Source organism: Pseudomonas fungipugnans, from assembly GCF_029955235.1.
Taxonomy (GTDB): domain Bacteria; phylum Pseudomonadota; class Gammaproteobacteria; order Pseudomonadales; family Pseudomonadaceae; genus Aquipseudomonas; species Aquipseudomonas fungipugnans.
In genome coordinates this window covers 2,522,939-2,549,749 of the sequence record NZ_JARBWL010000001.1, presented here as the reverse complement: position 1 = coordinate 2,549,749, position 26,811 = coordinate 2,522,939, and the positions used below count along the sequence as shown (strand labels likewise).

At 59.1% G+C, this 26,811-nt stretch carries 28 protein-coding genes; 19 read left to right on the top strand and 9 right to left on the bottom strand.

What is annotated here, in order from left to right; all coding sequences use genetic code 11:
- The first annotated feature begins 29 nt into the window (after window positions 1-29).
- From POF45_RS10475 to POF45_RS10440, 8 genes are all read left to right on the top strand, one after another.
- Window positions 30-524, top strand: a complete 495-nt coding sequence (locus tag POF45_RS10475) for a RidA family protein (protein ID WP_259496434.1) — start codon at window positions 30-32, stop codon at window positions 522-524.
- Window positions 525-602: 78 nt separating this feature from the next.
- Window positions 603-1,088 carry a cupin domain-containing protein gene (locus tag POF45_RS10470; protein ID WP_259496433.1) on the top strand — a complete coding sequence of 162 codons (486 nt, stop codon included), beginning with the start codon at window positions 603-605 and terminating at the stop codon, window positions 1,086-1,088.
- 280 nt (window positions 1,089-1,368) lie between these two features.
- Window positions 1,369-2,013 (top strand): glutathione transferase, encoded by a 645-nt coding sequence (gene yfcF, locus POF45_RS10465; RefSeq protein ID WP_282315640.1) that lies wholly within the window; start codon window positions 1,369-1,371, stop codon window positions 2,011-2,013.
- A 31-nt stretch (window positions 2,014-2,044) separates the two neighbouring features.
- Window positions 2,045-3,385, top strand: coding sequence for a KamA family radical SAM protein (locus POF45_RS10460; protein WP_259496431.1), 1,341 nt, complete (start codon window positions 2,045-2,047; stop codon window positions 3,383-3,385).
- Window positions 3,386-3,416: 31 nt separating this feature from the next.
- Complete coding sequence (locus POF45_RS10455) at window positions 3,417-4,289, top strand: branched-chain amino acid aminotransferase (protein ID WP_259496429.1); 873 nt, start codon at window positions 3,417-3,419, stop codon at window positions 4,287-4,289.
- Window positions 4,290-4,309: 20 nt separating this feature from the next.
- Window positions 4,310-5,068 (top strand): TauD/TfdA family dioxygenase, encoded by a 759-nt coding sequence (locus POF45_RS10450; protein ID WP_259496428.1) that lies wholly within the window; start codon window positions 4,310-4,312, stop codon window positions 5,066-5,068.
- Window positions 5,069-5,137: 69 nt separating this feature from the next.
- Window positions 5,138-6,100 carry a diiron oxygenase gene (locus tag POF45_RS10445; protein ID WP_259496427.1) on the top strand — a complete coding sequence of 321 codons (963 nt, stop codon included), beginning with the start codon at window positions 5,138-5,140 and terminating at the stop codon, window positions 6,098-6,100.
- Between the two features lie 2 nt (window positions 6,101-6,102).
- Entirely contained in the window at window positions 6,103-6,903 is an 801-nt protein-coding gene (locus POF45_RS10440) for an N-acyl homoserine lactonase family protein (protein ID WP_282315639.1), read from the top strand.
- A 97-nt stretch (window positions 6,904-7,000) separates the two neighbouring features.
- Here POF45_RS10440 and POF45_RS10435 read toward each other — a convergent pair whose 3' ends face one another.
- On the bottom strand, window positions 7,001-8,425 hold the full coding sequence (locus tag POF45_RS10435; RefSeq protein WP_259496423.1) for an aminotransferase-like domain-containing protein: 1,425 nt from the start codon (window positions 8,423-8,425) through the stop codon (window positions 7,001-7,003).
- 334 nt (window positions 8,426-8,759) lie between these two features.
- Here POF45_RS10435 and POF45_RS10430 point away from each other — a divergent pair, with 334 nt between their 5' ends.
- From POF45_RS10430 to POF45_RS10400, 7 genes are all read left to right on the top strand, one after another.
- Window positions 8,760-8,966, top strand: coding sequence for a hypothetical protein (locus tag POF45_RS10430; protein WP_282315638.1), 207 nt, complete (start codon window positions 8,760-8,762; stop codon window positions 8,964-8,966).
- Between the two features lie 11 nt (window positions 8,967-8,977).
- Window positions 8,978-10,171, top strand: coding sequence for an MFS transporter (locus POF45_RS10425; RefSeq protein WP_282315637.1), 1,194 nt, complete (start codon window positions 8,978-8,980; stop codon window positions 10,169-10,171).
- 34 nt (window positions 10,172-10,205) lie between these two features.
- On the top strand, window positions 10,206-10,823 hold the full coding sequence (locus POF45_RS10420; RefSeq protein ID WP_259496420.1) for a CDP-alcohol phosphatidyltransferase family protein: 618 nt from the start codon (window positions 10,206-10,208) through the stop codon (window positions 10,821-10,823).
- Between the two features lie 16 nt (window positions 10,824-10,839).
- The gene (locus tag POF45_RS10415; protein ID WP_282315636.1) at window positions 10,840-12,150 is read left to right on the top strand and encodes an ATP-grasp domain-containing protein; all 1,311 of its coding nucleotides are present in this window, start codon (window positions 10,840-10,842) and stop codon (window positions 12,148-12,150) included.
- A 76-nt stretch (window positions 12,151-12,226) separates the two neighbouring features.
- The gene (locus tag POF45_RS10410; protein WP_282315635.1) at window positions 12,227-14,587 is read left to right on the top strand and encodes a PEP/pyruvate-binding domain-containing protein; all 2,361 of its coding nucleotides are present in this window, start codon (window positions 12,227-12,229) and stop codon (window positions 14,585-14,587) included.
- A complete protein-coding gene (locus tag POF45_RS10405) occupies window positions 14,584-15,186 on the top strand; it encodes a gamma-glutamyl-gamma-aminobutyrate hydrolase family protein (RefSeq protein WP_282315634.1) in 603 nt (200 codons plus the stop codon). Before POF45_RS10410 ends, POF45_RS10405 begins: the two co-directional genes overlap by 4 nt.
- Entirely contained in the window at window positions 15,183-15,908 is a 726-nt protein-coding gene (locus tag POF45_RS10400; RefSeq protein WP_282315633.1) for a phosphocholine cytidylyltransferase family protein, read from the top strand. Before POF45_RS10405 ends, POF45_RS10400 begins: the two co-directional genes overlap by 4 nt.
- 91 nt (window positions 15,909-15,999) lie before the next feature.
- On the opposite strand, the gene POF45_RS10395 is transcribed toward POF45_RS10400, so the two are convergent.
- From POF45_RS10395 to POF45_RS10380, 4 genes are all read right to left on the bottom strand, one after another.
- Window positions 16,000-16,704: a hypothetical protein gene (locus POF45_RS10395; protein WP_259496413.1), complete on the bottom strand. Its 705-nt coding sequence runs from the start codon at window positions 16,702-16,704 to the stop codon at window positions 16,000-16,002.
- A gap of 137 nt (window positions 16,705-16,841) precedes the next feature.
- The gene (locus tag POF45_RS10390) at window positions 16,842-17,357 is read right to left on the bottom strand and encodes a DUF6622 family protein (protein WP_282315632.1); all 516 of its coding nucleotides are present in this window, start codon (window positions 17,355-17,357) and stop codon (window positions 16,842-16,844) included.
- 53 nt (window positions 17,358-17,410) lie between these two features.
- On the bottom strand, window positions 17,411-18,928 hold the full coding sequence (locus POF45_RS10385) for a sensor histidine kinase (protein ID WP_282315631.1): 1,518 nt from the start codon (window positions 18,926-18,928) through the stop codon (window positions 17,411-17,413).
- Window positions 18,925-19,641, bottom strand: a complete 717-nt coding sequence (locus POF45_RS10380; protein WP_259496407.1) for a response regulator transcription factor — start codon at window positions 19,639-19,641, stop codon at window positions 18,925-18,927. The genes POF45_RS10385 and POF45_RS10380 overlap by 4 nt, the downstream gene beginning before the upstream one ends.
- A gap of 152 nt (window positions 19,642-19,793) precedes the next feature.
- On the opposite strand from POF45_RS10380, the gene msrB reads away from it, so the two are divergent.
- From msrB to msrA, 3 genes are read left to right on the top strand one after another with little or no spacing between them, the layout of a single operon-like run.
- Window positions 19,794-20,312, top strand: coding sequence for a peptide-methionine (R)-S-oxide reductase MsrB (gene msrB / locus POF45_RS10375; protein ID WP_282315630.1), 519 nt, complete (start codon window positions 19,794-19,796; stop codon window positions 20,310-20,312).
- 45 nt (window positions 20,313-20,357) lie between these two features.
- Window positions 20,358-22,130 carry a cytochrome c biogenesis protein DipZ gene (locus POF45_RS10370; protein ID WP_282315629.1) on the top strand — a complete coding sequence of 591 codons (1,773 nt, stop codon included), beginning with the start codon at window positions 20,358-20,360 and terminating at the stop codon, window positions 22,128-22,130.
- 31 nt (window positions 22,131-22,161) lie between these two features.
- On the top strand, window positions 22,162-22,866 hold the full coding sequence (gene msrA, locus POF45_RS10365) for a peptide-methionine (S)-S-oxide reductase MsrA (RefSeq protein WP_282315628.1): 705 nt from the start codon (window positions 22,162-22,164) through the stop codon (window positions 22,864-22,866).
- Window positions 22,867-22,979: 113 nt separating this feature from the next.
- Here the strand turns inward: msrA and POF45_RS10360 are convergent, their stop codons facing one another.
- Window positions 22,980-23,885: a LysR family transcriptional regulator gene (locus POF45_RS10360; RefSeq protein WP_282315627.1), complete on the bottom strand. Its 906-nt coding sequence runs from the start codon at window positions 23,883-23,885 to the stop codon at window positions 22,980-22,982.
- A gap of 102 nt (window positions 23,886-23,987) precedes the next feature.
- Here POF45_RS10360 and POF45_RS10355 point away from each other — a divergent pair, with 102 nt between their 5' ends.
- Entirely contained in the window at window positions 23,988-25,163 is a 1,176-nt protein-coding gene (locus tag POF45_RS10355) for an aspartate aminotransferase family protein (RefSeq protein ID WP_282315626.1), read from the top strand.
- A gap of 39 nt (window positions 25,164-25,202) precedes the next feature.
- On the opposite strand, the gene POF45_RS10350 is transcribed toward POF45_RS10355, so the two are convergent.
- The 3 genes from POF45_RS10350 to POF45_RS10340 all read right to left on the bottom strand — a co-directional run bounded on the left by POF45_RS10350 (window position 25,203) and on the right by POF45_RS10340 (window position 26,799).
- A complete protein-coding gene (locus POF45_RS10350; RefSeq protein ID WP_259496400.1) occupies window positions 25,203-25,787 on the bottom strand; it encodes a DedA family protein in 585 nt (194 codons plus the stop codon).
- Between the two features lie 219 nt (window positions 25,788-26,006).
- Window positions 26,007-26,369, bottom strand: coding sequence for a hypothetical protein (locus tag POF45_RS10345; RefSeq protein ID WP_282315625.1), 363 nt, complete (start codon window positions 26,367-26,369; stop codon window positions 26,007-26,009).
- Between the two features lie 100 nt (window positions 26,370-26,469).
- Window positions 26,470-26,799, bottom strand: a complete 330-nt coding sequence (locus POF45_RS10340) for a hypothetical protein (protein WP_282315624.1) — start codon at window positions 26,797-26,799, stop codon at window positions 26,470-26,472.
- Between the last annotated feature and the right edge of the window lie 12 nt (window positions 26,800-26,811).

Below are 26,811 nucleotides of genomic sequence, written 5' to 3'. Positions count from 1 at the left end.
TGATTGAAAGAAGTGAGAGGGTTACCTGAATGATTCCGCACATGACTTGCGATGAACGCTTCATCGCCCTGGCCAAGGAGCTGGACTACGACATCTATGGAGAGAGTTCTGTAGGCGGGCACTACGCACCGCTGGTTCGCCATCATGATGAGCTCTATGTCAGCGGTCTGGTGCCGCGGGTCAACGGCAAGATTCAATACCCCGGCCGCGTGGGCCTGGAGCTGACCATGGGCGATGCCCAGGCCGCCGCCAGCCTCAGTGCCATGCGCGGGCTGGCCTTGATCGTCGATGCGATTGGCTCGCTGGATAAAATCAAGTCACTGTTGCGGGTTACCGTGTATGTGAAGTCCACGGCGGACTTTGTGGACCTCAGTGAAGTGGCTAACGGCGCATCGGACGTGTTCAGCCATGTGTTGGGCGATGCGGGGAAACATACGCGTACGACAATCGGTGTTTACCAGTTGCCAAAAAATGCGGCCATTGAAGTAGATATGATCGTGGCCTTGCGTCCGTCGCTGTTATAACGACAGGGCGATTGATAGCGTTGAACCGTTAACTTGAGGTTCAGTCGCTCATGCCGTTTGAATAAGTAGAGAGGAAGGATGGATAACGTCAAGGGTGCATTTTTTTCATATAAGGACTTTCGTCAAAGTTTGCATCATCGTCCACTCAGTCCACGGGTCTGGACCGGCACAGCGCTGACGCAATTGCGCCAGTCGCTGGCCAGCAGCGAGCTGGATATTGTTGCCCTGGCCCACGACGACAGCCTGCAAGGGTGTGAGGTGACCCCCGGCATGGGCATGGCCATGCAATGGCTGAAACCGGGGACGACACTGAATGGGCACAGCCACGCCTGGTGGCATTTGTTTGTGATCCAGGCGGGCGCAGGTACCCTGGTGCTGGGCGATGCCGAGCCCGTCAGCGTTAGCCCCGGTGATGTGCTGCTGGTGCCGGCCTGGACCACCCACGGTTTCGTCAACACCAGCAGTACCGAGCCGCTGGCCATGCTGGCCATGAGCAACATGCCACAGATGTCACAGCTCTCAAGCTTTGCCGACAGCCAGGGGCTGATTACCGGACAGCGTTGACACCTCCTCATTTATCCTCAATCCCTGTGGGAGCGGGTTTGCTCGCGAAAGCGGTATGTCAGACAACATTCATGTCGACTGACACACCCTCTTCGCGAGCAGGCCCGCTCCCACAGTTGTTTTGCGTTATCCGGTTTTCTGTATCCGTATAAACAACTAATTTCTGTATCTGTTCAGCCCAATAGCAACTAACTACGATCACTCCCAACGCATATTAATGTTTAAAACATCGCCACGTTTAGTGGTGTGGATTAATGCGTTTAATGAAAGGGAGTGTTCTATGCAAGTCTCAGGTCTGCAACTGTATGTCGGGGCTGATCACGTCAGCGCTTTCGCCATGTCGGTATTTGTCGCGCTCAAGGAAAAGCAACTTTCATTTGAACAGGTTGCGGTGGATTTAAAGGTTCGCGAGAACTATCTGGCGCCTTATCGCAACCTGTCGCTGACCTGCAAGGTCCCGACCCTGGTACACGACGGCTTTGCCTTGTCGGAGTCATCGGCGATTGCCGAGTACCTGGATGAAATTGCACCGGGCCCTAAACGCCTGCTGCCGCTCGACATCAAACAACGCGCTCGCGCCCGCCAACTTCAGGCCTGGCTGCGCAGTGACTTGCTGGTGATTCGCAAGGAGCGCCCGGCCGACCTCATCTACTTCGGCAAGAAAGACAGCCCGCTCTCTGATGAAGCCCGGGCAGCGGTGGCCCGATTGTTTTTTGTCGCCGAACAGCTGTTGCCCGAAGGCGCGAACCACCTGTTTGGCGAGTGGAGCATCGCCGACACCGACCTGGCGATCATGCTCAACCGCCTGCTGGCCAACGGTGACCCGGTCCCCGCACGACTCGCCGCCTATGTGCGCCGCCAGTGGGACCGCGACAGCGTCCGGGCCTGGATGGACATCGAGCGCACCGTGCCTGCCATTCAGTAAGCACTGTCAGCCAATCTCCAGGAGCGTTGTCATGCACGGACTGTCGGAGCCACAAAGATACAAACCCTATAACTCGCGCAGTATTCGCGAGACGCCGTACTGGCAAAAACTGACGCCAGCGTTGCAGGAAGCCATGACCGTGGTTGCCAGGGTCATGCCATTTCGCACCAACGACTACGTACTGAGCACATTGATCGACTGGGACAACATCCCGGACGATCCGATTTTTCGTATGACCTTCCCCCACAAGGACATGTTGCTGGCGGACGAGTATCAGTCCCTCAAGCAACTGATCGAGGAGGGTGATGCCGCCGCCATCAAGCGGCGGATCGAAGCGATATGGCTGCGGATGAACCCGCACCCGGCCGGACAACTCACCCATAACGGCGTCAGCCTCGACGGAAAAGTCCTGCCCGGTATTCAGCACAAGTACCGCGAGACCGTGTTGTTTTTCCCCGGTGCCGGTCAGACGTGTCACGCCTATTGCACCTTCTGTTTTCGCTGGGCGCAGTTCATCGGCGAGGAAGAACTGAAATTCAACGCCCGCGAATCCCAGGAGTTGCTCAGCTACCTGCGGGTACACACCGAGGTCACCGATGTGCTGATTACCGGCGGCGATCCGATGATCATGAACACTCGATCCCTGGCCAGTTACATCGAGCCGCTGCTGCAATTGCCGCACCTGAAGAGCATCCGCATCGGCACCAAATCCGTGGCGTACTGGCCGCAGCGCTTTGTCAGTGACAAGGATGCGCCCGAGCTGCTGGATCTGTTCAAACGGATCATCGCGGCGGGGAAAAACCTGTCGATCATGGGCCACTACAACCACCCGGTGGAGCTGCGCCAGGACATGGCGCGCCAGGCCGTCGAGCGTATTCGTTCCACGGGGGCGACCTTGCGCATGCAGGCACCGGTGATCCGCCACATCAACGAAAACCCCGCTGACTGGGCCGCACTGTGGACCGAAGGCGTACGCCTGGGCGCGATCCCTTATTACATGTTCGTCGAGCGCGACACCGGCCCCAGCCACTACTTCGCGATGCCGCTGGCCCGGGCGTTCGAGATTTTCCAGGCGGCCTACCGAACGGTGTCCGGCCTGGCGCGCACGGTGCGTGGACCGTCCATGAGTACCTTCTACGGCAAGGTGTTGATCAACGGCATCGAGACCGTGGCCGGGGAAAAAGTCTTCGTGTTGCAGTTTCTTCAGGCACGCAATCCGCAGTGGGTGTTGCGCACGTTCTATGCGCGTTTCGACCCGCAAGTGACCTGGTTCGATGACCTGCGCCCGGCGTTTGGCGAGCGCTCGTTCTTCTTTCAGACCGAGGTTGCGGCGCCCCCCGAATTGATACCGGTGCTGCTCCAAACGGCGTAGGAAGATTCACCAACAGAGTGGAGAAAAGGAAATGAGCGGTATCCCGTTTGATCAGCGAGAAGGTGTTATCTGGCTCGACGGCGAGTTCGTCGAGTGGTCCGAGGCCAAGCTGCATGTGCTCAGTCATGGTCTGCATTACGCCAGCACCGTGTACGAAGGCGAGCGCGTCTACGGCGCAAAGATCTTCAAGCTGCGTGAGCACAGCGAGCGGCTGTATCGGTCGGCGCAATTGATGGACTTTGTCATTCCCTATGAGCTGGCCGAACTGGAAGCGGCCAGCCAGCAACTGCTGCACCATAACAAGGTGATTGACGGCTACTTGCGCCCGGTGGCCTGGCGCGGCAGTGAAATGATTTCGACCTCGGCGCGCTTCAATCGCGTGCACGTGGCCATCGCATGCTGGCAGTGGCCGAGTTACTTCGACCCGGCGGCGCGCATGGCCGGCATTCGTCTGAAAACGGCCGGATGGCGCCGTCCGCCGCCGAGCAGCAGCCCCTTCGAAGCCAAGGCGTCCGGGCATTACCAGATCGCCACATTGAGCAAACACGACGCAGAAAAAAACGGCTTCCACGATGCCTTGATGCTCGACTGGCGCGGCCACGTGGCCGAAGCCACCAGCGCCAATGTGTTCTTCGTCAAAGGCCGGACGCTGCACACGCCGCTGCCTGACTGCTTCCTCAACGGCATCACCCGCCAGACAGTCATCGAGCTGGCCAGGGCGCTGGATTATCCCGTCGTCGAAAGAACGATTCTGCCGACAGAGCTGGGCGACTTCGATGAGTGTTTCCTGACAGGCACCGCTGCTGAAATTACCCCGGTACAGAGCATCGACGAACACGCCTATCGACCGGGCAACGCCTGCCGCGACCTCATCGCCGCCTACACCTCAACCGTCAACGCCTGATAACAAGCGGGAGATACACCATGTCAGACCAAGGGATTGTTGTGTCCAGACCTTATGTAGCCCTGGACCATCGCCATGAAGAATTGTCGGCCCGTGGCTGGACCGTACTGTCCGCCGATGAATTGTCCGATGATGTTGTCGGAGCACTCGAGGAGTTCGGTCAGATTATTCCGCAATTCAACGGACAAACAGCCTTCGCCATCACCCGCAAGCCGGGGTACGAAGACTTGCCGTACTCCCAGAGCATGAATGGCATCGGCCCACATACCGAAGCGCCGGTCTACGGGCCGCCGCCGCGCTATCTGGCACTGCATTGCCATCGTCAGGCACGCTGCGGCGGCGGGCATACCGGGCTGGTAGACGGCTATGAATTTCTGTCGTTCCTGGAAACGGCCGACCCCGAACTGCGCGAGTGGATCAACGACACGCCGGTGGAATTTGTCGCCACGGCCAAACCCGGTGAGCCCGCCCAGACCCGGGTCAAGGAATTCATCCTGACGCCGACCGAGGACGCAGATGTTTTCCGCTTCAGCTACAACCAGTTTCACTATGGCGATGTGAATCCATCGAAAGAGGATTTGCGGCAATCGCAGGTCGCCAGCAGCTCATCGCCACTGGCCCGGTTTGCCCGGTTGGGCGAGGCGTATTTCGTGCAGCGCAACACCCCGGTGCTGATCCCCGACGGCTGTATGTTGATCTGGGATAATTGGCGAATGATCCACGCCCGCAGCCAGTACACCGACCCGGCGCGCCACCTGACCCGCTATTGGCTGGCCTGATTTTCTTCCGTCGCCGTTCATTCTTTTGGCGTACCCCGATGCGGGTACGCGTCCTACAGGTATCGCGTCATGCAAACAGCAATCGAGATCGCCAAGGTCGATCATCAACTGGTGGTCCGCCTGAATCAGGCGTGGACCAAACGAGCCACGGTGTGTTCGCCGCAGAAGACGGGCGTTGATGAAACGTTCGATCCGACACGGCCGGATTACCCGGAGTGCATGGTGCCATTTTTTCATCACGCCAAATTCCAGGCCCTGAGCGATGCGCTTAAAAGCGCCGTACTGACCTGGGGCTGGATCGGCTACAACCTGCGCACTGTGACTGCCGAGGAGCATGTGGTGAACCCGGCACTGAGCGTCATCGCCAATCAGTATCTGGGCAAGGACGACTGGCACTTTCGCGAAGCCATGCAGCAAACCCTGATCGACGAGCACTACCACACGCTTATGCACCTGCGGGCTATCGAACGGACCAAGGCCGAGCGCGGGCTGTCGCGCGAGCTGGACTTGCCGCCGTCCGTCACCTACCTGCGCCTGGCAGCACTGCGCGAAGAACTGGCCGAGCCGTGGCAACGGGATCTGGCGGCAATCACCTTTGCGGTGGTGGCCGAAATCAGCGTCAACGCCTACCTGGATCTGCTGGCGGACGATCAGGATATTCAGCCGCAAAACCGTAAGGTGGCTGAACTGCATAACCGTGACGAATATGCACACAGCAAGATTCTGGCGGAGGTGGCGAAGGTCATGTACGCCAACATGCAGCCGCCTCAACGCGAATTTTTCACCCGCATGTTGTCGGTGGCACTGAGTGCGTTCGTGGCTCAGGACTACTCGATGTGGGAGGCGATTCTGACGCAGCTCGGTGTCGAGGACGCCGCGCAGATCATCGCCGACACCCGTGAAGGCAGTAAAAACGCCACGATCATGCGCGACTACAGCGGCCTGCATCGCCTGGCGCAGGACCTGGGGATTATCGATGCCATCGACTTCGATTTCAGCCCGACCCTTAAATCCACCGAGGCCGGGAGCTGAACATGTCCGTTCCTGTGTACGAAGTGTTTGCCATCCGTGTCGGTGCCAATGCCCAGCGCACCGCCAGGGAGAATTTTATGTACGACGCCTGCTGCGGTGATCCCGACGCATCGATGCCGCTGGACTACTACTTCTGGGTCATCCGTAACGGGCAACAGGTGATTGTCGTCGATACCTGCTTCCAGCCGGCCACCGCAGATCGGCGCAACCGTCAGATGTATCGCTTGCCCGAGGAGTCCCTACGCCAACTGGGCATTGATCCGACAGCCGTCGATAACCTGATCCTCACCCATTTGCATTGGGATCATGCCGGCAACCTGGCGCTATTCCCGAATGCGACGGTGCACCTGCAGGAAGCGGAGCTGCGCTTCTGCACCGGGCCGAAAATGGCCCATCGCACGGTGAACAAGACCTACGAGGTCGAGGACGTGATGTCGGCGCTACCGCCGCTGTTCGAGGGGCGATTGCGCCTGCACAACGGCAGCGTCGAAGTGCTTCCCGGCGTAACCCTGCACCCGGTGGGCGGGCACACACCGGGCAGTCAGGTGGTGCGGGTAGCGACTGCCCGAGGCTGGATTGTGCTGGCCTCGGACGCGGCGCACTTGTGGGCCAACATCCGCGAACGCAGCCCGTTTCCGATCCTCGATGACCTGGCGCAGACGCTGGAAGCATTCAGCCTGATCGACAGCCTGGCGGACGGTGAAGACCATGTCATTCCAGGTCACGACCCATTGATTGCCGAGCGCTTTCCTCACTGGAATGATGATCCGCATATCATTTGTCTGCACCGGACCCCGAGCTGACGCCTTGCCCCTGTGGGAGCGAGCAAGCTCGCTGCCACATTGAATCTGTGCCGAGCGCCGATGTTGTGTTCACCAACGCTCCCACAGGGGAGTGTGTTTAGCTTTGGTTCTTGAGCAAGCGCCCCAACGTCGCCAGCGCCTCATCAATCTTCGCCGAATACGGCGCCCCGCAGCCAATCCGCACAAAATGATTGAAGCGCTTGTCATTGGAAAAGATATCCCCAGGCGAAATCTGTATCCCGGCCTTCAACGCCTCATGAAAAAACACCATCGATGAATGTTGCCCAGGCAATTCTATCCACAGCAACGTGCCGCCCTGAGGGCTGGTTACCCGGGTGCCCTGAGGGAAGTACCGGATGATCGCCGCGCTCATTTGCTGGCGTTGTTGTGTCAGGGTTTTTCTCAGGCGTCGCAGGTAGCGCTCGTAGGAAGGCGTCTTCATGAGCGCACTGACCGCCAGTTGCGATAACGCCTCGCAGCCTCTGGACTGAGTGTGTTTAAGCATCTCCACCCGCTCATGCCATTTACCCGCACTGATCCAGCCCAGGCGAATGCCGGGGGCCAGGGTCTTGTTCAGCGAGGCGCAATAAATCACGTTGTCACGCACGTCCCAGTGCTTGAGGGTGGACAGCGGCTGGTCGCTGTCCACCAGGTCGCCATAAGTATCGTCCTCGATCAGCACGGTTTCGTGGTCGGCACACAGCTGCACCAGTCGCGCCTTGTTGGCGTCGGGCATGATGCTGCCCAGCGGGTTTTGCAGGTTGGGAATGACGATCAACGCCTGGATGCGTACGGAGCCTCGCAGCAATTGTTCGAGGGCGAACAAGTTGATGCCGGCGTGGGCAGTGGTCGGAACCTCCAGCACCCGCAGGCCCAGGCTTTCAAGAATTTGCAGCAGGCCGTAGAAGGTCGGCGACTCCACGGCCACGGTGTCGCCGGGCTGGGTGACAGCCCGAAGCGCAAGGTTGATGGCTTCTGTCGCACCATTGGTGATGACAATGCGTTCTGCGGTCAGGTTGGTTTTGGCTGTCAGGGCACGGCGAGCGAGTATGTTGCGCAAGGCAGAGTTGCCGCAGGCGGAGCCGGGCGCGCCGAGCAGATGCGGGTCGTGACGCAATGCCTTGAGCATGTGGTCTTGCAGGATTTTCAAGGGATACAGCTCTGGCGCGCAGTAGGCGCTGGCGAAGTTCACCTTGATGTTGGCGCGCTGGCTGGCCTTGATGACGGACGAAACCAGTTCATGAATGCCGACATAGACGCCGCTGTCCAGTGGCGGCGCAATCGGTGTCGCGGCGGGCGCAGTGTCGGGGCGGCGAATGAAGTTGCCGGAACGCGGACGGGCTTCCAGCACACCATAGTTTTCAAGTTGCCGGCACACCTGCACCGCCGTGGACAGGCTCACGGCGTGTTTTTCCATCATCAGCCGAATGGACGGAAAGCGTTCGCCGGCTTTCAGCGTGCCGCTACGGATGGCGTCGAGGTAATGATTGGCTAACTGCCGGTAAAGGGGCGGGGTGTTCATGACGACCTCAGCAATCGCACCACTGAAGTCTTGGGCTGGAAAGTGAGTTGACGCTCCCTGCAGGCGGACCCGTGGTGCTCAAGGGTTAGGGGAAGTGTTTTTCTGGTACAGGCTACGGCTTGCGCTATCGCAAGCGCGTGGGCTGCGTAGGCTCGCGGTTACTTGAGAGGGGCATTGATTGCTGAAGGTGGTGGCACTTTGCAACTTTCTGTCCGGGCACGGCTTTGGGCAAGGTGCAGGGGTGCAACCGGGCTTGCAGGAAAAGGTTGTACTTTTTTGTAACTCGACTTTGCGTTAGTGCAACCGTGCGGGTGATTAAAGACGCTAACTTATAATGATCATCCGTACCGACGGTTGGTTATATGGCAAGGTGGTTTTTGCACTGATTTGTAACACTGGCATGGCAAGTTTTATTAATCTTGCACTAAAACAGTGCGGAAATAGCGCCACCCAAAACTTCATGACATTTTTATTAAAACAGAGATTGCCGGCGAATTTTTTTTGCGATAGCGTGACGGTCGCTGGCAGGAAGTTTTTATAGTGAAGGATCACATGCGTATTTCGTACTCGTTAAAAAATCTTACGGTTCTTATATGGATCGTCAATCTCTGCGCCATCTGTGCGTCTACGCTTAGTTATATCTACCTTTCTTATTACACTTACAAGGAAACCGGCAATCTGCTTTATTCGCAGATCGTGCTGTTTTCGCCCATGGTATTACCCGTCTTGTTTGTCGGGCAGATTTACCGGCTGGCCGACCGGATTTCTCCGCGCACGTTATTGCTGTTATCCAATGCCTTGGCATTGCTGGCGGCGGTGCTGGTTTATTCGTTACTGCCGAGCGTGGCATTGATTGCGATCGTGGGCGGTATCGCCATTGGCACCCTGGACGCATTGCAGCGGGTGGGTCGAATCGTTGCCATCAAATGTTATTTCAATTCAGCCAATGTCGAATCCACCGTTCCACTGACCCTGACGGCGCAGTTCATTGCCGGTGGCATTGCTGGCGCTACCATGGCATTGGTCAAGGGCGAGATGATGCCTTGGCACGCGTTGGCAATCACTGCCGTGTTGTTCGCCATTGCCGCCTTCGCCGCCTTTCTGTTGCCCCGAGCGGAACGCCCGGCTACCGCCACCATCCCTCAGTCTGCGGCTTTGATCGCGACATTCATGACGCTGATGAGAACCAGCCCGCAACTGCGCCGCAGTTTCTGGAGCTTCATTATTTTCGTCAGTGTTTATCAGGGCTTCTTCAATGTATCGCGGATTATCCTGCCGGCCCATGTCCTGGGTTTGTCGGAGGGCTACGTGGGCCTGCTGCAAGCGGTCAACAGCGTGGCCGCCCTGGTCGGCGCGATCCTTTACTATAAATTGAACAAGCGTGGTCACAAACTGGCGCCGCTTTCCATGGCCGCCGCCAGCGCACTGTTCATGATGGCGGCCGCCTATGGTGGAGGCCTGGCCTCCAGTTATGGCGCTTACTTCTTCTATATCTTTTTCTTTGAACTGGCATTTTTCAAGTTGCAATCCGATGTCGTGCTGGCGACACCGGCCAATGCCATGCCGCTGGTTGCGTCCGTGCAATATGCAGGTGTTTATGCCGGAATGATTGTAACGATATTCTTCGGTTCGTTATTGGTCGAGCACATCGGGTTGCTCTGGACCAGCGTTATTTTTGCCGTGTGTTATTGGGCGGCTACTCTGTTGTTCTCGTTCAGCTTTAAACCTGCTGAACAAGTTATTTAATACAGTTTTCAATTCAACAAGGAAGTCATGAGTTATGCGCCAGTTAGCGCCGATGTTTCCGTTCGTTCGTTTTTTTGATCTGGCTAATGGGGTAACAGCATTAAATATACTGTTGTCCTTTGCGGCGGTGGTCGCGGCCCAACAGGGACGCTTGTCCTGGGCAGCCAGCATTATTTGTCTGGCGGCGATTCTTGATTTCGTCGATGGGCACATTGCACGAACCTGGTTGGCCGGCGACGCGCCGCGGCGTGCGTTTGGCAAACACCTGGACAGTTTTGCCGACCTGCTGAATTTCAGTGTCGCGCCAGCACTTGTCCTGATCCTGCTGCTTCCTTCGTCTCTGGCTGTCCTGGCGGGTTCTGCGCTGGTGCTGTCCGGTGTATTGCGCCTGGCTGTTTTCGCCATCAATGACCCTGACGCGCCGGTGGGTTATCGCGGTTTGCCGACGACCTATTCCGGCTTGCTGTTCGCCCTCGCTTTCCAGGCCGTGGCGGCGGGCAGGGTCGAGGCTCATGACGTGCTGTTGCTGATGTTCCTCATCGCCGTGCTTCAGGTCACGAACCTGAAATTGCCGAAGTTCAAGGCCGTTCCCACAGTGGCCTTCATCGCGATTGTCTTCTCCCTCAGCAGTTTTCTCCTCTATCACACATAACTATATGGAGCGCTTTATGAAACACGTCGTTTTGGTCGACAGCACGGTCAGTGGCCTGCTCGCCTTTGAAGCTGCCAAGCGCCTGGGTTGTCATGTGACATTCATTCACCAGCGTGATACGTCGTTTCTGACAATATCGGTCAAGGGTGATCACTCGAAAATCGAGCCGTACCTTAAACACGTTGACGAATATATTCGCGTCGATTCGCTTGAGGGGGACGAGTTTCACAATCTGCTGGCAAAGCTCAATGACACTCGAAAAATCGATGCGCTGATCTCCACGTCCGAGGCGGCGATTGTTGCCGTGGCCCGGGAAGCCGAGTTACTCGGTACGCGTTACCCAAGCCATGAGAACCTTTGCGGCGCCGTTTACAAGAGTCGTCTGCGTGAAACCTTGCGCGCCAACAACGTACGTTCTCCCGACTTCCAGGTCTTGACCGAAAGCCAGTTGGCCGAAGGCATCGCGCCTCGGTTGGCGTTACCGTTCGTGGTCAAACCCACCCGTGGTTTTTCCAAACAGTTTTCGGCGATCTGTTTTACCCAGCAGGACTTCGATGCATTCGTCGAAAATATCCGTCAGGCCCGTACCGACTCCGATCCGATGATCGATGCCCTTGTCAGCCGCGAATACCTGGTCGAGCAATATGTGGACGGTACGCTGCACTCTGCCGAAGTCATTGTTCAGGACGGGGTCGTTTCGTGCTACGCCACGACCATTCGTTTCCGCGCCGACTACAACGAAATTCTGGAAATGACGGCAACCATGCCATCGGGTCTGGACACGGCGGCGCGCGATGAAATCAAGGCCTACGTCCAGCAAGTGTTCACTGCCTTGAAACTGGACATCGGCCTGTATCACGTCGAGTTGCTGCGTGACGAAAACGGCCCGTGCCTGGTGGAGATCAATGCCCGCATGATGGGCAGTGTCGCGCCGCAGATGTATCGGATGCTGACCGGTATTGATCCATTCGAAATGCTGATCCGCCTGCACTTGGGCGAGACGATCAAGATTGACGATTCGCTGATTGAAACCGCGGGCACCGTGGTCACGATCGCCTCGCGCCATGGCGGACGGATTGCCGATAGCTACGACCCTCGTACGCTGCAACCGCTGCTGGACAAGTATGAGATCGAATTCTGTACCGCCCATGTCGTCCCCGGTCAGCAGGTGAGCGTCTACACCGGCAATATCGGGACCATCGGCCATGTCATCGTGCTGGACAGCTGTCCTTACGCTGCCGCGAAAAAGGGCAACAGTTTCCTGGCTGAACTGTCCTTGCTGTATGGCAACGAACTGGCGAAATACACCGGTCCTGAACTGGCGTAAGTCCTCCTCGTACCGGTTCCTGGTGGTCATCGCTGCCCACAATGGAATGTAATTACCTCTATCAATGGAAGACGACATGCAGTCGATGACTTTAGCCAGTCCTTTCGAGTTTTCCGGTAAAGCCGGGACCCTGGAAAGCCTTGCCCCGTTTCTGAAAACCGGCCGCGTGCTGCCATTACACCGGTTCACGGTCAGGAACTGGCGCAGTAAGCCACAGGCCATTCTGGATTATTGTGTAAAGCGTTTCGGCGATCATTCGTTGATCGTGCGCTCCAGCAGTCTGTCCGAGGATCAGGATGGCACCTCGGGAGCCGGCATGTACGATTCGGTCGGTAATGTGCGCGGGGCAGTGGCATTGAAACAGGCCATTGAACAGGTGATCGGCTCCTACGGGCAGGCCAGCGATTTTGATGAAGTGCTGATCCAGAGCATGGCAACCGGGGTGCTGGCGTCGGGTGTAGCGATGACCCGTGATCCGGAAACCGGCCTGCCTTACTACGTGGTCGATTATGTGCCAGGGCACGGAACGGATGGTGTCACCGCCGGCACCGGTACTGTTCATTCCTTCGTGGCGCTCAAATCCCAGTGCAGTTCAGAACCGCTGGCGCTCAAGGGGTTGTTTGCCCTGCTGGCCGAAGTCGAGCAACTGACAGAGCGCGACGCGCTGGATATCGAGTTCGCCATCACCGCAGACGGGCCGCTGCTGTTTCAGGTTCGCCCCATGACGGGACAGGGCGTGGAGAACATCGACCCGCATTCGGACCTGGCCTTGCGTTCGGTCCTGGATTGCGAGGTGGTGCTGCTTGAAGGATTGGCCAGAAAGACGCGACAGCCCGAGCACAGCTTCAATGCCTTTTTGGGACTGATGCCGGACTGGAATCCTGCCGAGATGATTGGCGTCAAGCCGCGACCGCTGGCGTACTCGCTCTACAAAGAGCTGATTACCGATGTGAATTGGGCGTCGGCGCGGTTCCGCTACGGCTACCGCGATATGCGCAACAAACCATTGATGTATCAGTTCAGTGGTTCACCGTACATTTGCATTCCCTACAGCGTGGAGTCGTTCATCCCGGCGGCGCTACCGCTGTCGATCGTCAACTCGGTGGTCACCGAGTGTTGTGAACACCTGGCGGCGCATCAGTCGCTGCACGACAAGATTGAGTTTTCGATTATTCCCACCTGCTTTACGCCACAGCTGGCGGCCATGCCCGCGACATCAATCCCGGCGTTCAACGGATTGAATGCAGCTCAGCATGCGCTTTATCTGGCAGAACTGAAGAGCGTTACCGAACACATCATCAGCGCCGATGGGCCGTTTTTCTCGGACCTGACGCGACTCCCCCGAATTGAACAAAAAGTCGAGCGACTGGGTAGCCATCAGCAGAGCGAGGATCCGCTTCAGCGATTGCGTCACGCCCTGGCCGACGCAAAGGTCGTAGGGGAGGTTTTTTCCGGCGTAGCGCGGGCGGCATTTGTTGCTACTGCAGTCATCAAGTCCCTGGAAACCATGCAGCGAATTCCGGCCGGTTTCACGGACTCGCTGATCGGCGGCGTGTGCACTGTCGGCCGCAAGATGGCCGACGATTTCCGGATACTGCACAAAGAAGCGTTCTTGCGTCTGCATGGCCATGTGCGTCCCGGCACCTACGATTTGCGCGTGGCCCGATACGATGAAACCCCCGATGCCTATTTCGACTGGAATACGCCACTGCAACGGGCCCATCGCGATGAGGGGCCGAGGGTCATCAGTCGTGAAATCCGCAATGCCGTGCAACAAGCCTTCGACGAATGCAGGCTGCGTGTATCGGCCGACCACTTTTTCAAGTTTCTCGATGCAGCAGTGTCCGCCCGGGAGAAGGTCAAATACCTGTACGGTGCTTTTGTCTCGCAGGCCCTCATGGCGCTCGCCAGTTGGGGGGAGAACCATCACCTGAGTCGCGAAGCGTTGAGTTTCGCAAAGCTTGGCGATTTTGTCGGCAACCTTGAAGAGGTTCGACTGGAGACGATTCGCGACAAGATCGCCAGCAACCGCACGCGGTGGCAGTCGACGCAGGGTATCCGTACCCCGGTCATTGTCTGCAAGCCTCAGGATTTGCTGTCCCACGCCATCGAGACGTGCAATCCGAACTTCATCACCCGCAGTGCGACTGAAGCGCCAGTGGCGGTACTGCGGGCAGAGGAAACCAGCAAGCGCGACATCGAAGGCTGCATTGTGCTGATCGAGAATGCCGACCCTGGTTTCGACTGGATTTTCACCCACCGTATTGCCGGGTTCATCACCGCTTACGGCGGCGAAAACTCTCACATGTCGATCCGTGCCCGGGAATTTGCCATCCCTGCCGCAATCGGTGTCGGGGAAGCGAAGTTTCGTAGTTTGCTGTCGAGCACACGGCTAATCCTCGATTGTGCCGAACGGCGCATCCAGGTGCTGTCGTGACCTTGATAGCGGTCACCATGCTTCGACTGTTCGATGCAACGCGAGAGGAGTGGCGGGATGCGATTGATGAGCGCTGGACATCCTTTCTGTCTCATTGCGGCGTGCTACCGCTTTACATCCCCAATGATGCCCGCGTCAGTCGCGACCTGCTGACGCGGCTCCAGCCGCAGGGTGTGTTATTGACCGGGGGCGGCAGCTGTCAGGCGTTGTCGGGGATCGCCGACCCGCGAGATGAAACCGAAACCGTGTTGTTGGCGTGGGCTGCACAGCATCGCCTTCCTGTCCTGGGCGTCTGTCGTGGAATGCAGGTGATGCTCAGCCGTGCCGGGGCCACGCTGGAGCCTGTTGCGTCCCATGTAGGCACTCACGACATTCACTGCCGCGGCGCGGTTCGTCGTGTCAACTCGTTTCACGATTACGGTTTTTATGCCGCGCCACCTGGCTATGAAATCGAGGCCGTCAGTGAGGACGGTGTGATCGAAGCCGTCAGTAACCCGGGCGCCGGTCATAGCGCCGTGATGTGGCACCCCGAACGTAATCAACATTGGGACAGTGCTGACCTTTCCTTGGTCCGCCAGGTTTATGGAGTTTCACCATGAAGGCAATCATTCTTGCGGCTGGACGTGGCAGCCGATTGGGCGCGCTCACTGATCAGCGGCCCAAGGCACTGGTGACGTTTAACGGCGTACCGTTGATCGAGCGAACGGTCCGTACCTTGCGTGCCGCGGGTATTACCGAGATTGGCATTGTTGCGGGTTATCGCAGCGACATGCTCGCGCCCTATGCCGATCGGCTGTTTATCAACCCGCTGTGGAGCACTACGGGAATTCGCCAGTCGCTGAGTGCCGCGCATGAATGGCTGGACTCGCAGGCGTGCGTGGTGAGTTATGGCGATATTTTCTATTCGTCTGAACTGGTCAGTGCCCTGATGCAAAAAAACGAGGACATCGATCTGGCATTTGACCCCCAGGCGGTGAAGCTCTGGCAGCAGCGCTTCGATCAGCCTCTGGAGGACATGGAGCGTTTTGTTATCGATAACGGCAGGATCTGCGAAATCGGCCACCGTGCCGAGACGCTGGAACAGATCCAGGGACAATACATGGGGCTGTTCAAGCTGACGCCAGCGGGTTGGCATGCACTTAATGGTCAATTGGAACGGCTGAGCAGCGAGCAGCGTGAACAAGTTGACATGACCTCGCTGTTTTCCTTGCTGATCGAAGCGGGCGTACGGGTTGGCGGAACACCGACAAATGCACCATGGGGCGAAATAGATTGCCCTTCCGATGTGCAATTGTATGAGCGGATTTATCCACAGCTGTGAGTTTGCGGCTTTCGCAGAAAGCAAAAAGCCCCACGTTGCATGGCAGCGTGGGGCTTTTTATGGTCGGCAATTACGCAGCCAGCAGATCGTTTTACTGCGCGGCGATGCTGTAACCGTCGAAGGCGGTTTGCTGCTGCAGCGCGGTGATGATGTTTTTGCGGTTGATCGCTTGTTCGGCGCCGGTGTTGTCCACGAAGGATTCAGCTTCCAGCTCTGCCTCTTCACCTTCACCGACGAAAGTGAAGCCGAGGAACTCCAGCGCTTCACGGTCAACGTTCAGTCGCGAACGCGGTGTGCGCAGCGGCAGGGTGACGCTCACGCCATCCTTGCTGATGGTGAACACTTCGACTTCCTTCTTGACGCGAGCCGTTTTGCTTTTGCCACTGCCTGGGTTGCTGATGGCCTGGTGCGTCTGGTTCAGCACCTTCAATGCCAGGCCGTAGACGATTTCCTGGAACGCCGGGTCGTCCTTGAAGCTGGACAGAATGCGGCTGATCGGGAACTTGCTGCTCAGGTCTTCCAGGGCGGCAATGTCGGACGCCTCGGCATCCTTGAGCTGCTTGAGTTCGCCCATCAATTCGTAGGCTTTATCATCGTCGAAGCCATCGTGCGCCTGGCGAATCGCGGCGCGCAGCTCGCGAATCTGATCGCTTTCGCGGGTCGATTGAAAAGCATCCAGGACCATCTCGCTGATGGTCTTGGCCTGGGGCACATGCTGTGAAAGATTGATGGAGTTTTCGTATTCCGCTTTGGACGACAAGGTGACTACGGATTCAGCGGTGTTGGAATCGGACATTGAAATTTCACTACTTCTTTTAACTTGAGATGAGGCGAGAAAGCACGGGGCCTTTTCAGGGCGACTAATCTATTGGACCGGGGCGGTGTTGTCACGGGTGAACCGGCGGTTGGTCATCATTTTTGCCCGAGCCATGTTCAACCGGTGGTCATCTGCGGGTGCCGAGTCCGAAGCGCCGACAGCACGCGGTAGTACTTCACCGAGCGCCCGCAGAACAGTCCACAGACAAACCCGGACGCCGAGGCCTTGAGCAGTACGATCTGCAATGTACCGTTCAGTTGCGGGTGAACCGAGCCCTGATAACCGAAGTAATAGTTCACGGCAAAAAACAGCAGGTAGAGCACCAGGGTCTTGGCGGTGCCGGGCACGATCAATCCGCTTTGCTGTGCATCCAGTGCCATGCCCTTGCGCGGATAAATCACCAGCGCGGTGAGGCAACCGAGCAGCAGGGCGACCGCCCAGCAGCCTGCCGAAAGCTGTGGATTGACGGTCAGGTTCAGCGAATACAGCGACCAGCCCAGCAGGATCGGCGGCATGATCAGCATCGAGGTCTTGCCGACATGGCTTGGGGACAGCGCTTTGATGCCGTAATAACACAGCAGCACGAATATCCCGTAAACCCACAGCGGGGTGTGTTGCAGGCTGTTCAACATTCCACAGCGTCCTTGCCGAAAGCGGGAACTGGAATCATAGCGCCAGGGCTTGATTATTGCCCCGGTGAATTCAGGTTCATCGAGCGAACCACGCCTTGCTCGGCGGTGTGTTCGTCCACGGGCAACGAGAAGCGAAAGCTGGCGCCGCGTCCAGGAATGTCGATCAGCTGGATCTCGCGTCCGTGCAGTTGCAGGATCCGGTGCACGATGCGCAATCCCAGCCCGCCATCGCGCCGTGCGCCGCCAATATTGAACGGACGCAGGAACAGGCCTTCGCGCAATTGCGCGGCGATGCCGGGACCGGTGTCGCTGACGGTCACTTCGACGAACGAGCCGTTGGGCCGCAGGCTCAGTTCGATCTCGCCGCCCTGTGGGGTATGGCGCAGGGCGTTGTCGAAGAGGTTGGTCAGCACTCGCTCGATCAGCCCGAGGTCGGCGCAGGCGGCGGCCACGTTCGGTGCGAAAGTGGCCTTGAGCTCCACCTGACGGGCCTCGGCGGTGAGTTCGAATTTCTGAAAGATGTCCTGCACCAGATCCGTCAGGGAAAAGCGCTCCAGCACCGGTTGCACAAAACCGTGTTCCAGTCGCACCAGTTCCAGCAGCGACTGCGCCAGGCCGCCGACCTTGCGGCTTTGATCCAGCGCGATGCCCAGATAACGCCGACGGTCGGCGGGGGACAGCGTGGCGTCCTTGAGCGACAGGGTTTCCAGATAACCGTGCAGCGAGGCCAGCGGCGTGCGCAAATCGTGGGAAATGTTGGCCACCAGTTCACGGCGCTCCTGATCCTGGCGGGTCAACGAACGCCATTGTTCGCTGAGGCGGGTCTGCATCTGCCGGAACGTGGCGTCGAGTATCGCGATCTCGTCATGGCTGGCGGTTTTTTCAACCCCAGTCGAGGCGGGCGGCTCCACCGGGACGCCGTCGATGTCGAAGCGGCTGACGGTGTCGGTCAGGCGGCGCAAAGGCCGGGTAATCAAGGCGAAAGCGGTGAGGCCGGCAATCAGGCACAGCAGCGCCACCAGGCCAATGGACAGCAGCGCCGTATTGAGCGCGGCGCTGGTGGCGCCGCGTTCGGCGAAACGGTCGCGCTCTTCACTGAACAACACCACGTACAGATAGCCCGCCGGCTTGCCGTTGACCTGCAACGGCGCGGCGCTGAAGACTTTGCGGCCATCCAGGCTGCGCGGGTCATCGCCGAGGATCGGCAGCGCATCGCCGCGCAGCAAGCGCTGGATCGGCGCCAGGTCCACTTGTTCACGACGCATCTTGCCTTCAGGCGCCGCGTTGCCAACCACCTTGCCCGTGGTGTCCAGCAGGTACACCTCGACACTGGGGTTGACCAGCATCAGTTGGCTGAAGAGCTCGCGCACGGCATTGGGCATCAGGCCGTGGGTGTCCATCAGCACCGTTTCCTTGGCGATGTGACTGGCCAGGTCCCGCGACAACCCTTGCACCACTTCCAGTTCATGCATCTGGTTGGAGCGCACCTGCATCCACGCCGAGGTGCCGCAGCACACCAGCAGCAGAATGGCGAACACCAGCGACAGGCGCTGCGTCAGGGTCAATCTCATGATTGTTCCTCTTTGGCCGCGAATTTGTAGCCGCGGCCCCACACCGTAAGGATGCGCACTGGTTGTGTCGGCTCGGCTTCGATCTTGGCCCGCAGGCGGTTGATGTGGGTGTTGACCGTGTGTTCATAGCCTTCGTGGCTGTAGCCCCACACGGCGTTGAGCAGGTCCATGCGCGAGAACACCTTGCCGGGTTGGCGGGCAAAGAAATACAGCAGGTCGAATTCCCGGGGCGTGAGGTCAAGACGACGGCTGTCGAGAGAGACTTCGCGGGTGATCGGGTCGATGGACAGACCGTCGATGATCAGGCTGCCGGCGTCCATCTTCAGGTTGCGCGCCATGGCATCGACCCGGCGCAGCAGCGCCTTGACCCGTGCCACCAGCTCCAGCATGGAAAAGGGTTTGGCCAGATAATCATCGGCGCCCAGTTCAAGGCCGAGGATGCGGTGCAGTTCACTGGAGCGCGCGCTGGTGATGATGATCGGCGTATAGCGCGCCATGGCCCGTGCGCGGCGGCAGATTTCCAGGCCATCCACGCCGGGCAGCATCAGGTCGAGAATCAGTGCGTCCCAGCTGCCTTGCTGCAACAGGCGCATGCCTTCGTCGCCGTCGGCGCAATGCACCACCTCGAACTGCTCATCGCGCAGATGCAGGCAGATAAGGTCGGCAATGTGCAGGTCGTCTTCGACCACGAGGACGCGTTTGGTCTGTTCCATAAAGCTCAATCCCTGGTGCGTAATGGGCACATTGTGCGGGTTTTCCCCGGAGCGAGTTATCACGAATTGTTTAACTCCCCGTGAGGATTTGGCGATCAACCCAAGCCTAGGCTGTGTTCCATGACACACGACTGGGATTTTCGGAGGCAGCCATGTTTTCACGGCGACAATTTCTGTTAGCGAGCGGCGGGCTGGGGGCTGCAGCCCTGGTCATCGGTGTATTGCCAAAATTTTCCGCAGGCACGGCGCTGATCAGCGAGGCCAGCGCCGCCGAAGCATTCGAAGTGACGCACAGCGACAGCGAATGGCACACCCTGCTCAGCGCCGAGCAGTACGATATCTTGCGCGAGGAGGGCACCGAACGGGCCTACTCCAGCTCACTGAATGATGAACACCGGGACGGCACCTTTGCCTGCGCCGGTTGCCAGTTGGCGTTGTTTTCGTCGACGACCAAGTTCGACAGTCACACCGGTTGGCCCAGTTTCTGGGCGCCGCTGGACAAGGCCGTGGCGACCCGCCAGGACCGCTCGTTCGGGATGACGCGCGACGAGGTCCACTGTCGTCGTTGTGGCGGTCATTTGGGCCATGTGTTCGACGATGGTCCGAAACCGACCGGACTACGCTATTGCATGAACGGCCTGGCAATGACTTTCGCGCCGCAGACGGCTTGATCCCACGGGCACTTTCTTTCACTCCTTTGATACAGGTCGACGTTTATGTGGCTACTGGTTCTCTCTTATCTCGGCGGTGTGCTGACGATCGTCAGCCCATGCATTCTGCCGGTGCTGCCCTTTGTCTTCGCCCGCACCGGGCAGCCGTTCATGAAGAGCGGCCTGCCGCTGCTGGCGGGCATGGCCCTGACCTTCGCGCTCGTGGCCTCGTTGGCGGCGGTGGGCGGTGGCTGGGTGGTGCAACTGAACCAGTACGGTCGCTGGCTGGCCTTGGTGTTCGTGGCGTTGTTCGGCCTGACCCTGTTGCTGCCGCAATTGGCTGATCGACTGACCCGGCCGCTGGTGGCCGCGGGCAGTCGTTTGTCGGAAGCGGCTGGCGCCGATCCTCGGCCACGTCCGGGGGCTTCGTTCCTGATCGGGGTCGCCACGGGGCTGCTCTGGGCGCCGTGCGCGGGGCCGATTCTGGGCTTGGTGTTGACCGGTGCGGCGCTGCAAGGCGCCAGCGTCGCGACCACTCTGCTATTGCTGGCTTATGCCGCTGGCGCCGCCACTTCACTGGCCGTGGCGTTGCTGCTGGGCGGCAAGGTGTTTGCCGCGATGAAGCGCTCGATTGGCGCAGGGGAGTGGGTGCGACGTGGGCTGGGTGCGCTGATGCTGGCCGGTGTGGCGGCGATCGCCCTGGGTCTGGATACCGGGATTCTGGCGCAGTTTTCCACGGCGTCTACCGGCGGTATCGAACAAGCGCTGGTTGGCCGGTTGGCCGGCAAGTCGCCGAACAACAGTGCAGTCCCGGCTGACGATCAATCGGCTGGCGCGATGAAAGTGGCGGCGAACACGCCGGGAGCACCCCTGCCGGTAGAAGGCAATCTGCCGCCGCTGGAGGGCGCCGTGCAATGGCTCAATTCTCCGCCGCTGACCGCCGAGGCGCTGAAAGGCAAAGTGGTGCTGGTGGATTTCTGGACCTACTCCTGCATCAACTGCCTGCGTACCCTGCCGTATGTGAAGGCCTGGGCCGAGAAGTATCGTGATCAGGGTCTGGTGGTGATTGGCGTGCATGCGCCGGAATTCGCCTTCGAGCGGGATGTGGGCAACGTCACCAAGGCCATGAAAGACCTGGGCATCAATTACCCGGTGGCCATCGACAACGATTACAAGATCTGGCGCGCCTTCAATAACGAATACTGGCCGGCGCACTACTTTGCCGATGCTCAGGGCCGTATTCGTTATCACCATTTTGGCGAAGGCGAGTACGCCGAGTCGGAGCGCGTTATCCAGCAGTTGCTGCGCGAAGCCGGCGCCAAGCAAGTCTCGGACGGCTTGATCAATGCCAATGCCGCAGGCGTCCAGCTGGCCCCGGACATGGGCGAAGTGCAGTCGCCGGAAACCTATGTCGGCTACCAGCGCGCCGAGCATTTTGTGCCTGAGGCAAGCCTGGCGCCGGACAAACTGGCGACGTACACCCCACCCGCGCAACTGGCCCTCAATGACTGGAGCCTCGGCGGCCAATGGAAAGTCGGCCCGGAACGTGCCACCGCCAGCGCCCCGGCCAGTCGCATCGTCTATCGCTTCCACGCCCGTGACCTGCACCTGGTGCTGGGGCCGGGCGCCGATGGCAAGCCGGTGCGTTTCAAAGTGCTGGTCGACGGCAAGGCCCCGGAAGCGGCCCACGGCACTGATGTGGCGCCCGATGGCAGCGGCACGGTGACCGAGCAGCGTTTGTATCAGCTTGTACGTCAGCCCGATGGCGTAACGGACAGGACGTTCAGCATCGAGTTTCTTGACCCTGGCGTATCGGCCTACGCGTTTACGTTTGGTTGATCACGTTCTCAATTTCCAAGGAGTCAGCTCCATGAAAACTCTCTTTACCTGGCGCCGGAGCTTGTTGGCTCTGGCCGCCGCCAGCGTCATGGGTCAGTGCTCGGCATTCTCCTTTGGCGCTGAAGACGCGGTCGCCATCGCCCCGCCAGCGCTGGACGAAACCACTCAGGCGCACAGCGAAACGGCGGTGTTCGCGGGCGGCTGCTTCTGGGGCGTGCAAGGCGTGTTTCAGCACGTCAAAGGCGTGAAAAAAGCCGTCTCCGGTTATGCCGGTGGCGCGGCCGATACGGCGCAGTACGAGCGGGTCAGTGATGGCGATACCGGCCATGCGGAATCGGTCGAAGTCACCTTCGACCCCACGCAAGTCAGTTACGGCAAGTTGCTGCAAATCTACTTCTCGGTGGCGCATAACCCGACCGAACTCAACCGTCAGGGGCCGGACAGCGGGACGCAATATCGCTCGGCAATTTTCCCGGAAAACCCCGAGCAGCAGCGCGTTGCCCAGGCCTACATCCGCCAGCTCGACGCCGCGCACTCGTTCAGCAAACCCATTGTCACCAAACTGGAAACCTATAACGGCTTCTACCCGGCTGAGGATTATCACCAGGACTTCCTGACCGAGCACCCGACGTATCCCTACATCGTGATCAACGACATGCCGAAAGTGCAGCAGTTGAAGCAGCTGTATCCGGATCGTTATCAGGAGAAAGCGGTGTTGGTGAAGGTGGGGTCATGAGTCTGGACGGCAGGTCGTTGGTGGTTGCTCGGCGGTAGAGCGGCGATGAAGACATTGGCTTTCCCTGGCGTTTTATTTGTCAGTGAATGCAAGCTTGATAAGCACAGCTGCGACTAGCGCTTGCCCCACATCTCAATGGCAAAGTCGACAAAGGCGCGCAGTTTTGGCAAACGGTGGCGATCCTGAGCGTACAACAGCGTCATCGGTCGGCTCGGCAGCAGGTAGTCCTGCATCAACGGCACCAGTGTTTCGTCCTTCAGGTCCTGCTCCACCAATGCGTCGGGCACCATCACGATGCCCATGCCGGTGCGTGCCGCCTGGTGCAGGCCTGCCGAACTGTTCATCAGCATCGGGCCGCTGACGTCGACCATGACTTCGCCGTCGGGCCCGCTGAGTCGCCATTGTTTTTCCACCGAGTGCCAGTCGTCGCCAGCCGGATAGGCGAAGGCCAGGCAGTCGTGATGTCGCAGGTCTTCGGGTTTTTGCGGTGTGCCCTTGCGTGCAAGGTAGGCCTTGGAGGCGCACATGGTCAGTGTGTACTCGAACAGTGGCCGGGCGATGAGGTTGGACGGTTCGATGGCGCCCAGACGAAACGCCGCGTCGAAGCCGTTTTCGAGCAAATCGGGTCGACCGTTGGTGAGCACCACGTCCAGTTTGACCCGCGGGCAGCGCAGGGAAAATTCGCTTAACGCCGGCGCCAGCCGCTCCGTGCCAAACGTTATCGGCGCGGTGATGCGCAGCGTCCCGGTGGGCTCGTCGAGGTTTTGTTCGGCCAGGCGCTCGGAGTCGGCGACCAGCCCCAGCACTTCGACACAGCGCTGGTAATACGCGGCGCCGAACTCGGTCAGGCGTTGACGCCGGGTCGTGCGGTTGAGCAGGCGCACGCCCAATCGTTCCTCCAGTGCCCGCAGATGATTGCCCACCATGGTCGTGGACATGCCGCACTGGAAAGCGGCGGCCGTCATGCTGCCGCTTTCCACCACCCTGACGTACACGGTCATTGCCTGGAACACATCCATTATCAAGCCCAGCTTTAAAATGATTGAAGAGATAGAGCGTTTATCCAACTCAGGTGGCTAACCATACTGCAAAAACACCGACCTTTGCTGGAGCTTGATGCCATGACCGCCGCCTGCCTGATGAGCACTTACCAACCGCTGGCCCTGAGCTTCTGCAAGGGCTTGGGCACGCGCCTGTGGGACCAGGCCGGTCGCGAATACCTGGACGCGGTGGCGGGTGTGGCGGTGACCAATGTCGGCCATTCCCATCCCAGAATTGTCTCGGCCATCACTGAGCAGGCCGGGCTGCTGCTGCACACCTCCAATCTCTACAGCATCGACTGGCAGCTGCGGCTGGCCCACAAGCTGACCCAACTGTCTGGGATGGACCGGGCCTTTTTCAACAACTCCGGCGCCGAGGCCAACGAGACGGCGCTGAAACTGGCGCGTTTGCATGGCTGGCACAAAGGCGTCGAGCATCCGCTGGTGGTGGTCATGGAGAACGCTTTTCATGGCCGCACCCTTGGCACGTTGTCCGCCAGCGACGGCCCGGCGGTGCGCCTGGGTTTCAATGAGTTGCCGGGGGATTTCGTCAAAGTGCCGTTTGGTGACTTGAAGGCGCTGGACAGGGTGCAACAGGCTCACGGCCAACGGATAGTGGCCGTGTTGATGGAGCCGATTCAGGGCGAAAGCGGCGTGCATCTGGCGCCGCCTGGTTACCTCAAGGCTGTACGCGCCCTGTGTGATCGGCGCGGCTGGCTGTTGATGCTCGATGAAATCCAGACCGGCATCGGTCGCACAGGGCGCTGGTTTGCGTTCCAGCACGAAGGCATCGTCCCGGATGTCATGACCCTGGCCAAAGGCCTGGGCAACGGCGTGCCCATCGGTGCCTGCCTGGCCCGTGGCAAAGCCGCCGAGCTGTTTACACCCGGCAGCCACGGCAGCACGTTCGGCGGCAATCCGCTGGCCTGTCGGGTCGGTTGCACGGTGCTGGACATCATCGAAGAACAAGGCTTGCTGGAAAACGCCTGGCTACAGGGCGAGCGGCTGCTGGAAAGATTGCGCATCGAGCTGGCAGACAACCCGAACGTGGTGGCGGTCCGTGGGCAAGGCTTGATGATCGGCATCGAGCTGGCGAACCCGGTCCGCGACCTGACCCTGATTGCCGCTCGCGATCATGGCTTGCTGATCAACGTGACCCGGGGCAAGACCATTCGATTGCTGCCGCCGCTGACGATTGATGAGCGGGAGGTGGAGATGATTGTCAGAGGGGTGGGGCGGGTGGTGAGTCCGGTGTAGTCAGCTCGATCTCGGCGTAGGAGCTGCCGAAGGCTAGTGTCACTCAGCCTGCCGCGCCTTGACCTTCGCCCGCCAATGCCGAACCAACGCAATCACCACCGCCAGCACCAGCACCCCCAACGCAATCGGCAGTCGATACGGTTTCAGGTTGCCCAGCATGCCTTCCAGCGCTTCACCCGCCCAGTAACCGCCGCTGGCGAAAAGTGTTGCCCAGACCACGGCGCCCAAGGCATTCAACAGGCTGAAACGGATGGGCGACAAGCCGCTGGCGCCGATCACCATCGGTCCTACCAGGCGCATGCCATACAGAAAGCGTACGGAAAAAACCGAAATCGAAGGGTAGCGATGAATCAGGTCTGTCACGCGGTCGATGGCCGCTTGCTTGCTTTTGAGTCGCGGCAGCAGGCGTCCGCCGAAATAGCGTCCGGTCCAGAACAGCAACTGATCGCCCAGCATCCCGCCGAGGCTGGCCCAGCCAATCACCGGCCACAGGTGCAGCAAATGCTGGTGAGCCGCCATGCCGCCGAGGATCAAAATGGTTTCGCCCTCCAGCAGACAGCCGAAGAACACCGCCCAGTAACCGTAGGTGGCCAGCAGATAATTGAAATCTATGTGTTCAAACACTGATGTTCCCCCAGACCTTTTGCCCATTGGAGCAGATACCGGCCTTGCACCCGATATTCACGCTAGCCGACTTTCACTGCATTGGCCGGCCATTCCACTTCGGCCAGCCGCTGGAGGATTGGTTCGATCAATCAACAACTTCCGGCGCCACCCTCCGGGTTCGCGGCGATCTATCCGGGTTGGGCTGGTAGATGGCCAACGGTGCAGCCAGGCTCGGTATCACTTGGCAGGAAAGATCACTGCCCATAGCACTAATGTGATGCACGCCGCCAGCAGGCCACAGGAGCCGCCGATCAAATGACGCCCGACCGGATGCGCATCCGGCCTGGATCTGGCGACTACCAGCAGCCATGTCCCGACGAAGGCGCCGATGATCGCCATGAACGCATAAAGAAAGTAAGCCGGCCCCCGAGGTCCAACCTGTTCGCCCATGAATATCAGCACGAGAGTCCCGACAATGAGACTGGCCAAAAAACCTGCCAGGTTGGCAAGCCAAAGGCTGAAGCTGCCACGGTTTCTGACGATCCAGGACCAGATCCCCGCTGACGCAGCGAAGAACACCAACATGCCGATGGGTACCATTCAGTCTTCCTTGTTAACAATGGCCTGCATTGTTCTTTGATGTGAGTCGATGGCGCGCACGATATCAAACCGTCGGCTCAATGTTGAAGGGCGCTACCGGTTACTGGATATCCTTCAGATAGTCCTTGAGCGCGATCAGCGGAGCATCCAGTTGCCCCATCGTCTGCGCGCTGTAGAAATTATCCGCCAGCCTTTGCAGCTCGCGACCCAACGCTGTGCCAGCCCCACCCAAAGCGTCCAGCGCCAACCCCACGCATTCAGCCACTTTGCGCTGAATAACCTCGACATCACCCCGGCGCACCAGCAAGCCAAACACCTCTCGCTCATAGTCACTCATCATCAAATCGTCCCGCAGAATCGGGCTTTGATCTTCTGTCTCATAAGCGATCTTGAGACAGAACAGGGCGACGGTTTCCAGTGGCAGTTCCATGGGGGTGAATCC

Coding starts and splice junctions, on each gene's coding strand:
- POF45_RS10475 (WP_259496434.1), top strand. CDS start 30: ATGATTCCGCACATGACTTGCGATGAACGCTTCATCGCCCTGGCCAAG.
- POF45_RS10470 (WP_259496433.1), top strand. CDS start 603: ATGGATAACGTCAAGGGTGCATTTTTTTCATATAAGGACTTTCGTCAA.
- yfcF (WP_282315640.1), top strand. CDS start 1,369: ATGCAAGTCTCAGGTCTGCAACTGTATGTCGGGGCTGATCACGTCAGC.
- POF45_RS10460 (WP_259496431.1), top strand. CDS start 2,045: ATGCACGGACTGTCGGAGCCACAAAGATACAAACCCTATAACTCGCGC.
- POF45_RS10455 (WP_259496429.1), top strand. CDS start 3,417: ATGAGCGGTATCCCGTTTGATCAGCGAGAAGGTGTTATCTGGCTCGAC.
- POF45_RS10450 (WP_259496428.1), top strand. CDS start 4,310: ATGTCAGACCAAGGGATTGTTGTGTCCAGACCTTATGTAGCCCTGGAC.
- POF45_RS10445 (WP_259496427.1), top strand. CDS start 5,138: ATGCAAACAGCAATCGAGATCGCCAAGGTCGATCATCAACTGGTGGTC.
- POF45_RS10440 (WP_282315639.1), top strand. CDS start 6,103: ATGTCCGTTCCTGTGTACGAAGTGTTTGCCATCCGTGTCGGTGCCAAT.
- POF45_RS10435 (WP_259496423.1), bottom strand. CDS start 8,425: ATGAACACCCCGCCCCTTTACCGGCAGTTAGCCAATCATTACCTCGAC.
- POF45_RS10430 (WP_282315638.1), top strand. CDS start 8,760: ATGATCATCCGTACCGACGGTTGGTTATATGGCAAGGTGGTTTTTGCA.
- POF45_RS10425 (WP_282315637.1), top strand. CDS start 8,978: ATGCGTATTTCGTACTCGTTAAAAAATCTTACGGTTCTTATATGGATC.
- POF45_RS10420 (WP_259496420.1), top strand. CDS start 10,206: ATGCGCCAGTTAGCGCCGATGTTTCCGTTCGTTCGTTTTTTTGATCTG.
- POF45_RS10415 (WP_282315636.1), top strand. CDS start 10,840: ATGAAACACGTCGTTTTGGTCGACAGCACGGTCAGTGGCCTGCTCGCC.
- POF45_RS10410 (WP_282315635.1), top strand. CDS start 12,227: ATGCAGTCGATGACTTTAGCCAGTCCTTTCGAGTTTTCCGGTAAAGCC.
- POF45_RS10400 (WP_282315633.1), top strand. CDS start 15,183: ATGAAGGCAATCATTCTTGCGGCTGGACGTGGCAGCCGATTGGGCGCG.
- POF45_RS10395 (WP_259496413.1), bottom strand. CDS start 16,704: ATGTCCGATTCCAACACCGCTGAATCCGTAGTCACCTTGTCGTCCAAA.
- POF45_RS10390 (WP_282315632.1), bottom strand. CDS start 17,357: ATGTTGAACAGCCTGCAACACACCCCGCTGTGGGTTTACGGGATATTC.
- POF45_RS10385 (WP_282315631.1), bottom strand. CDS start 18,928: ATGAGATTGACCCTGACGCAGCGCCTGTCGCTGGTGTTCGCCATTCTG.
- POF45_RS10380 (WP_259496407.1), bottom strand. CDS start 19,641: ATGGAACAGACCAAACGCGTCCTCGTGGTCGAAGACGACCTGCACATT.
- msrB (WP_282315630.1), top strand. CDS start 19,794: ATGTTTTCACGGCGACAATTTCTGTTAGCGAGCGGCGGGCTGGGGGCT.
- POF45_RS10370 (WP_282315629.1), top strand. CDS start 20,358: ATGTGGCTACTGGTTCTCTCTTATCTCGGCGGTGTGCTGACGATCGTC.
- msrA (WP_282315628.1), top strand. CDS start 22,162: ATGAAAACTCTCTTTACCTGGCGCCGGAGCTTGTTGGCTCTGGCCGCC.
- POF45_RS10360 (WP_282315627.1), bottom strand. CDS start 23,885: ATGGATGTGTTCCAGGCAATGACCGTGTACGTCAGGGTGGTGGAAAGC.
- POF45_RS10355 (WP_282315626.1), top strand. CDS start 23,988: ATGACCGCCGCCTGCCTGATGAGCACTTACCAACCGCTGGCCCTGAGC.
- POF45_RS10345 (WP_282315625.1), bottom strand. CDS start 26,369: ATGGTACCCATCGGCATGTTGGTGTTCTTCGCTGCGTCAGCGGGGATC.
- POF45_RS10340 (WP_282315624.1), bottom strand. CDS start 26,799: ATGGAACTGCCACTGGAAACCGTCGCCCTGTTCTGTCTCAAGATCGCT.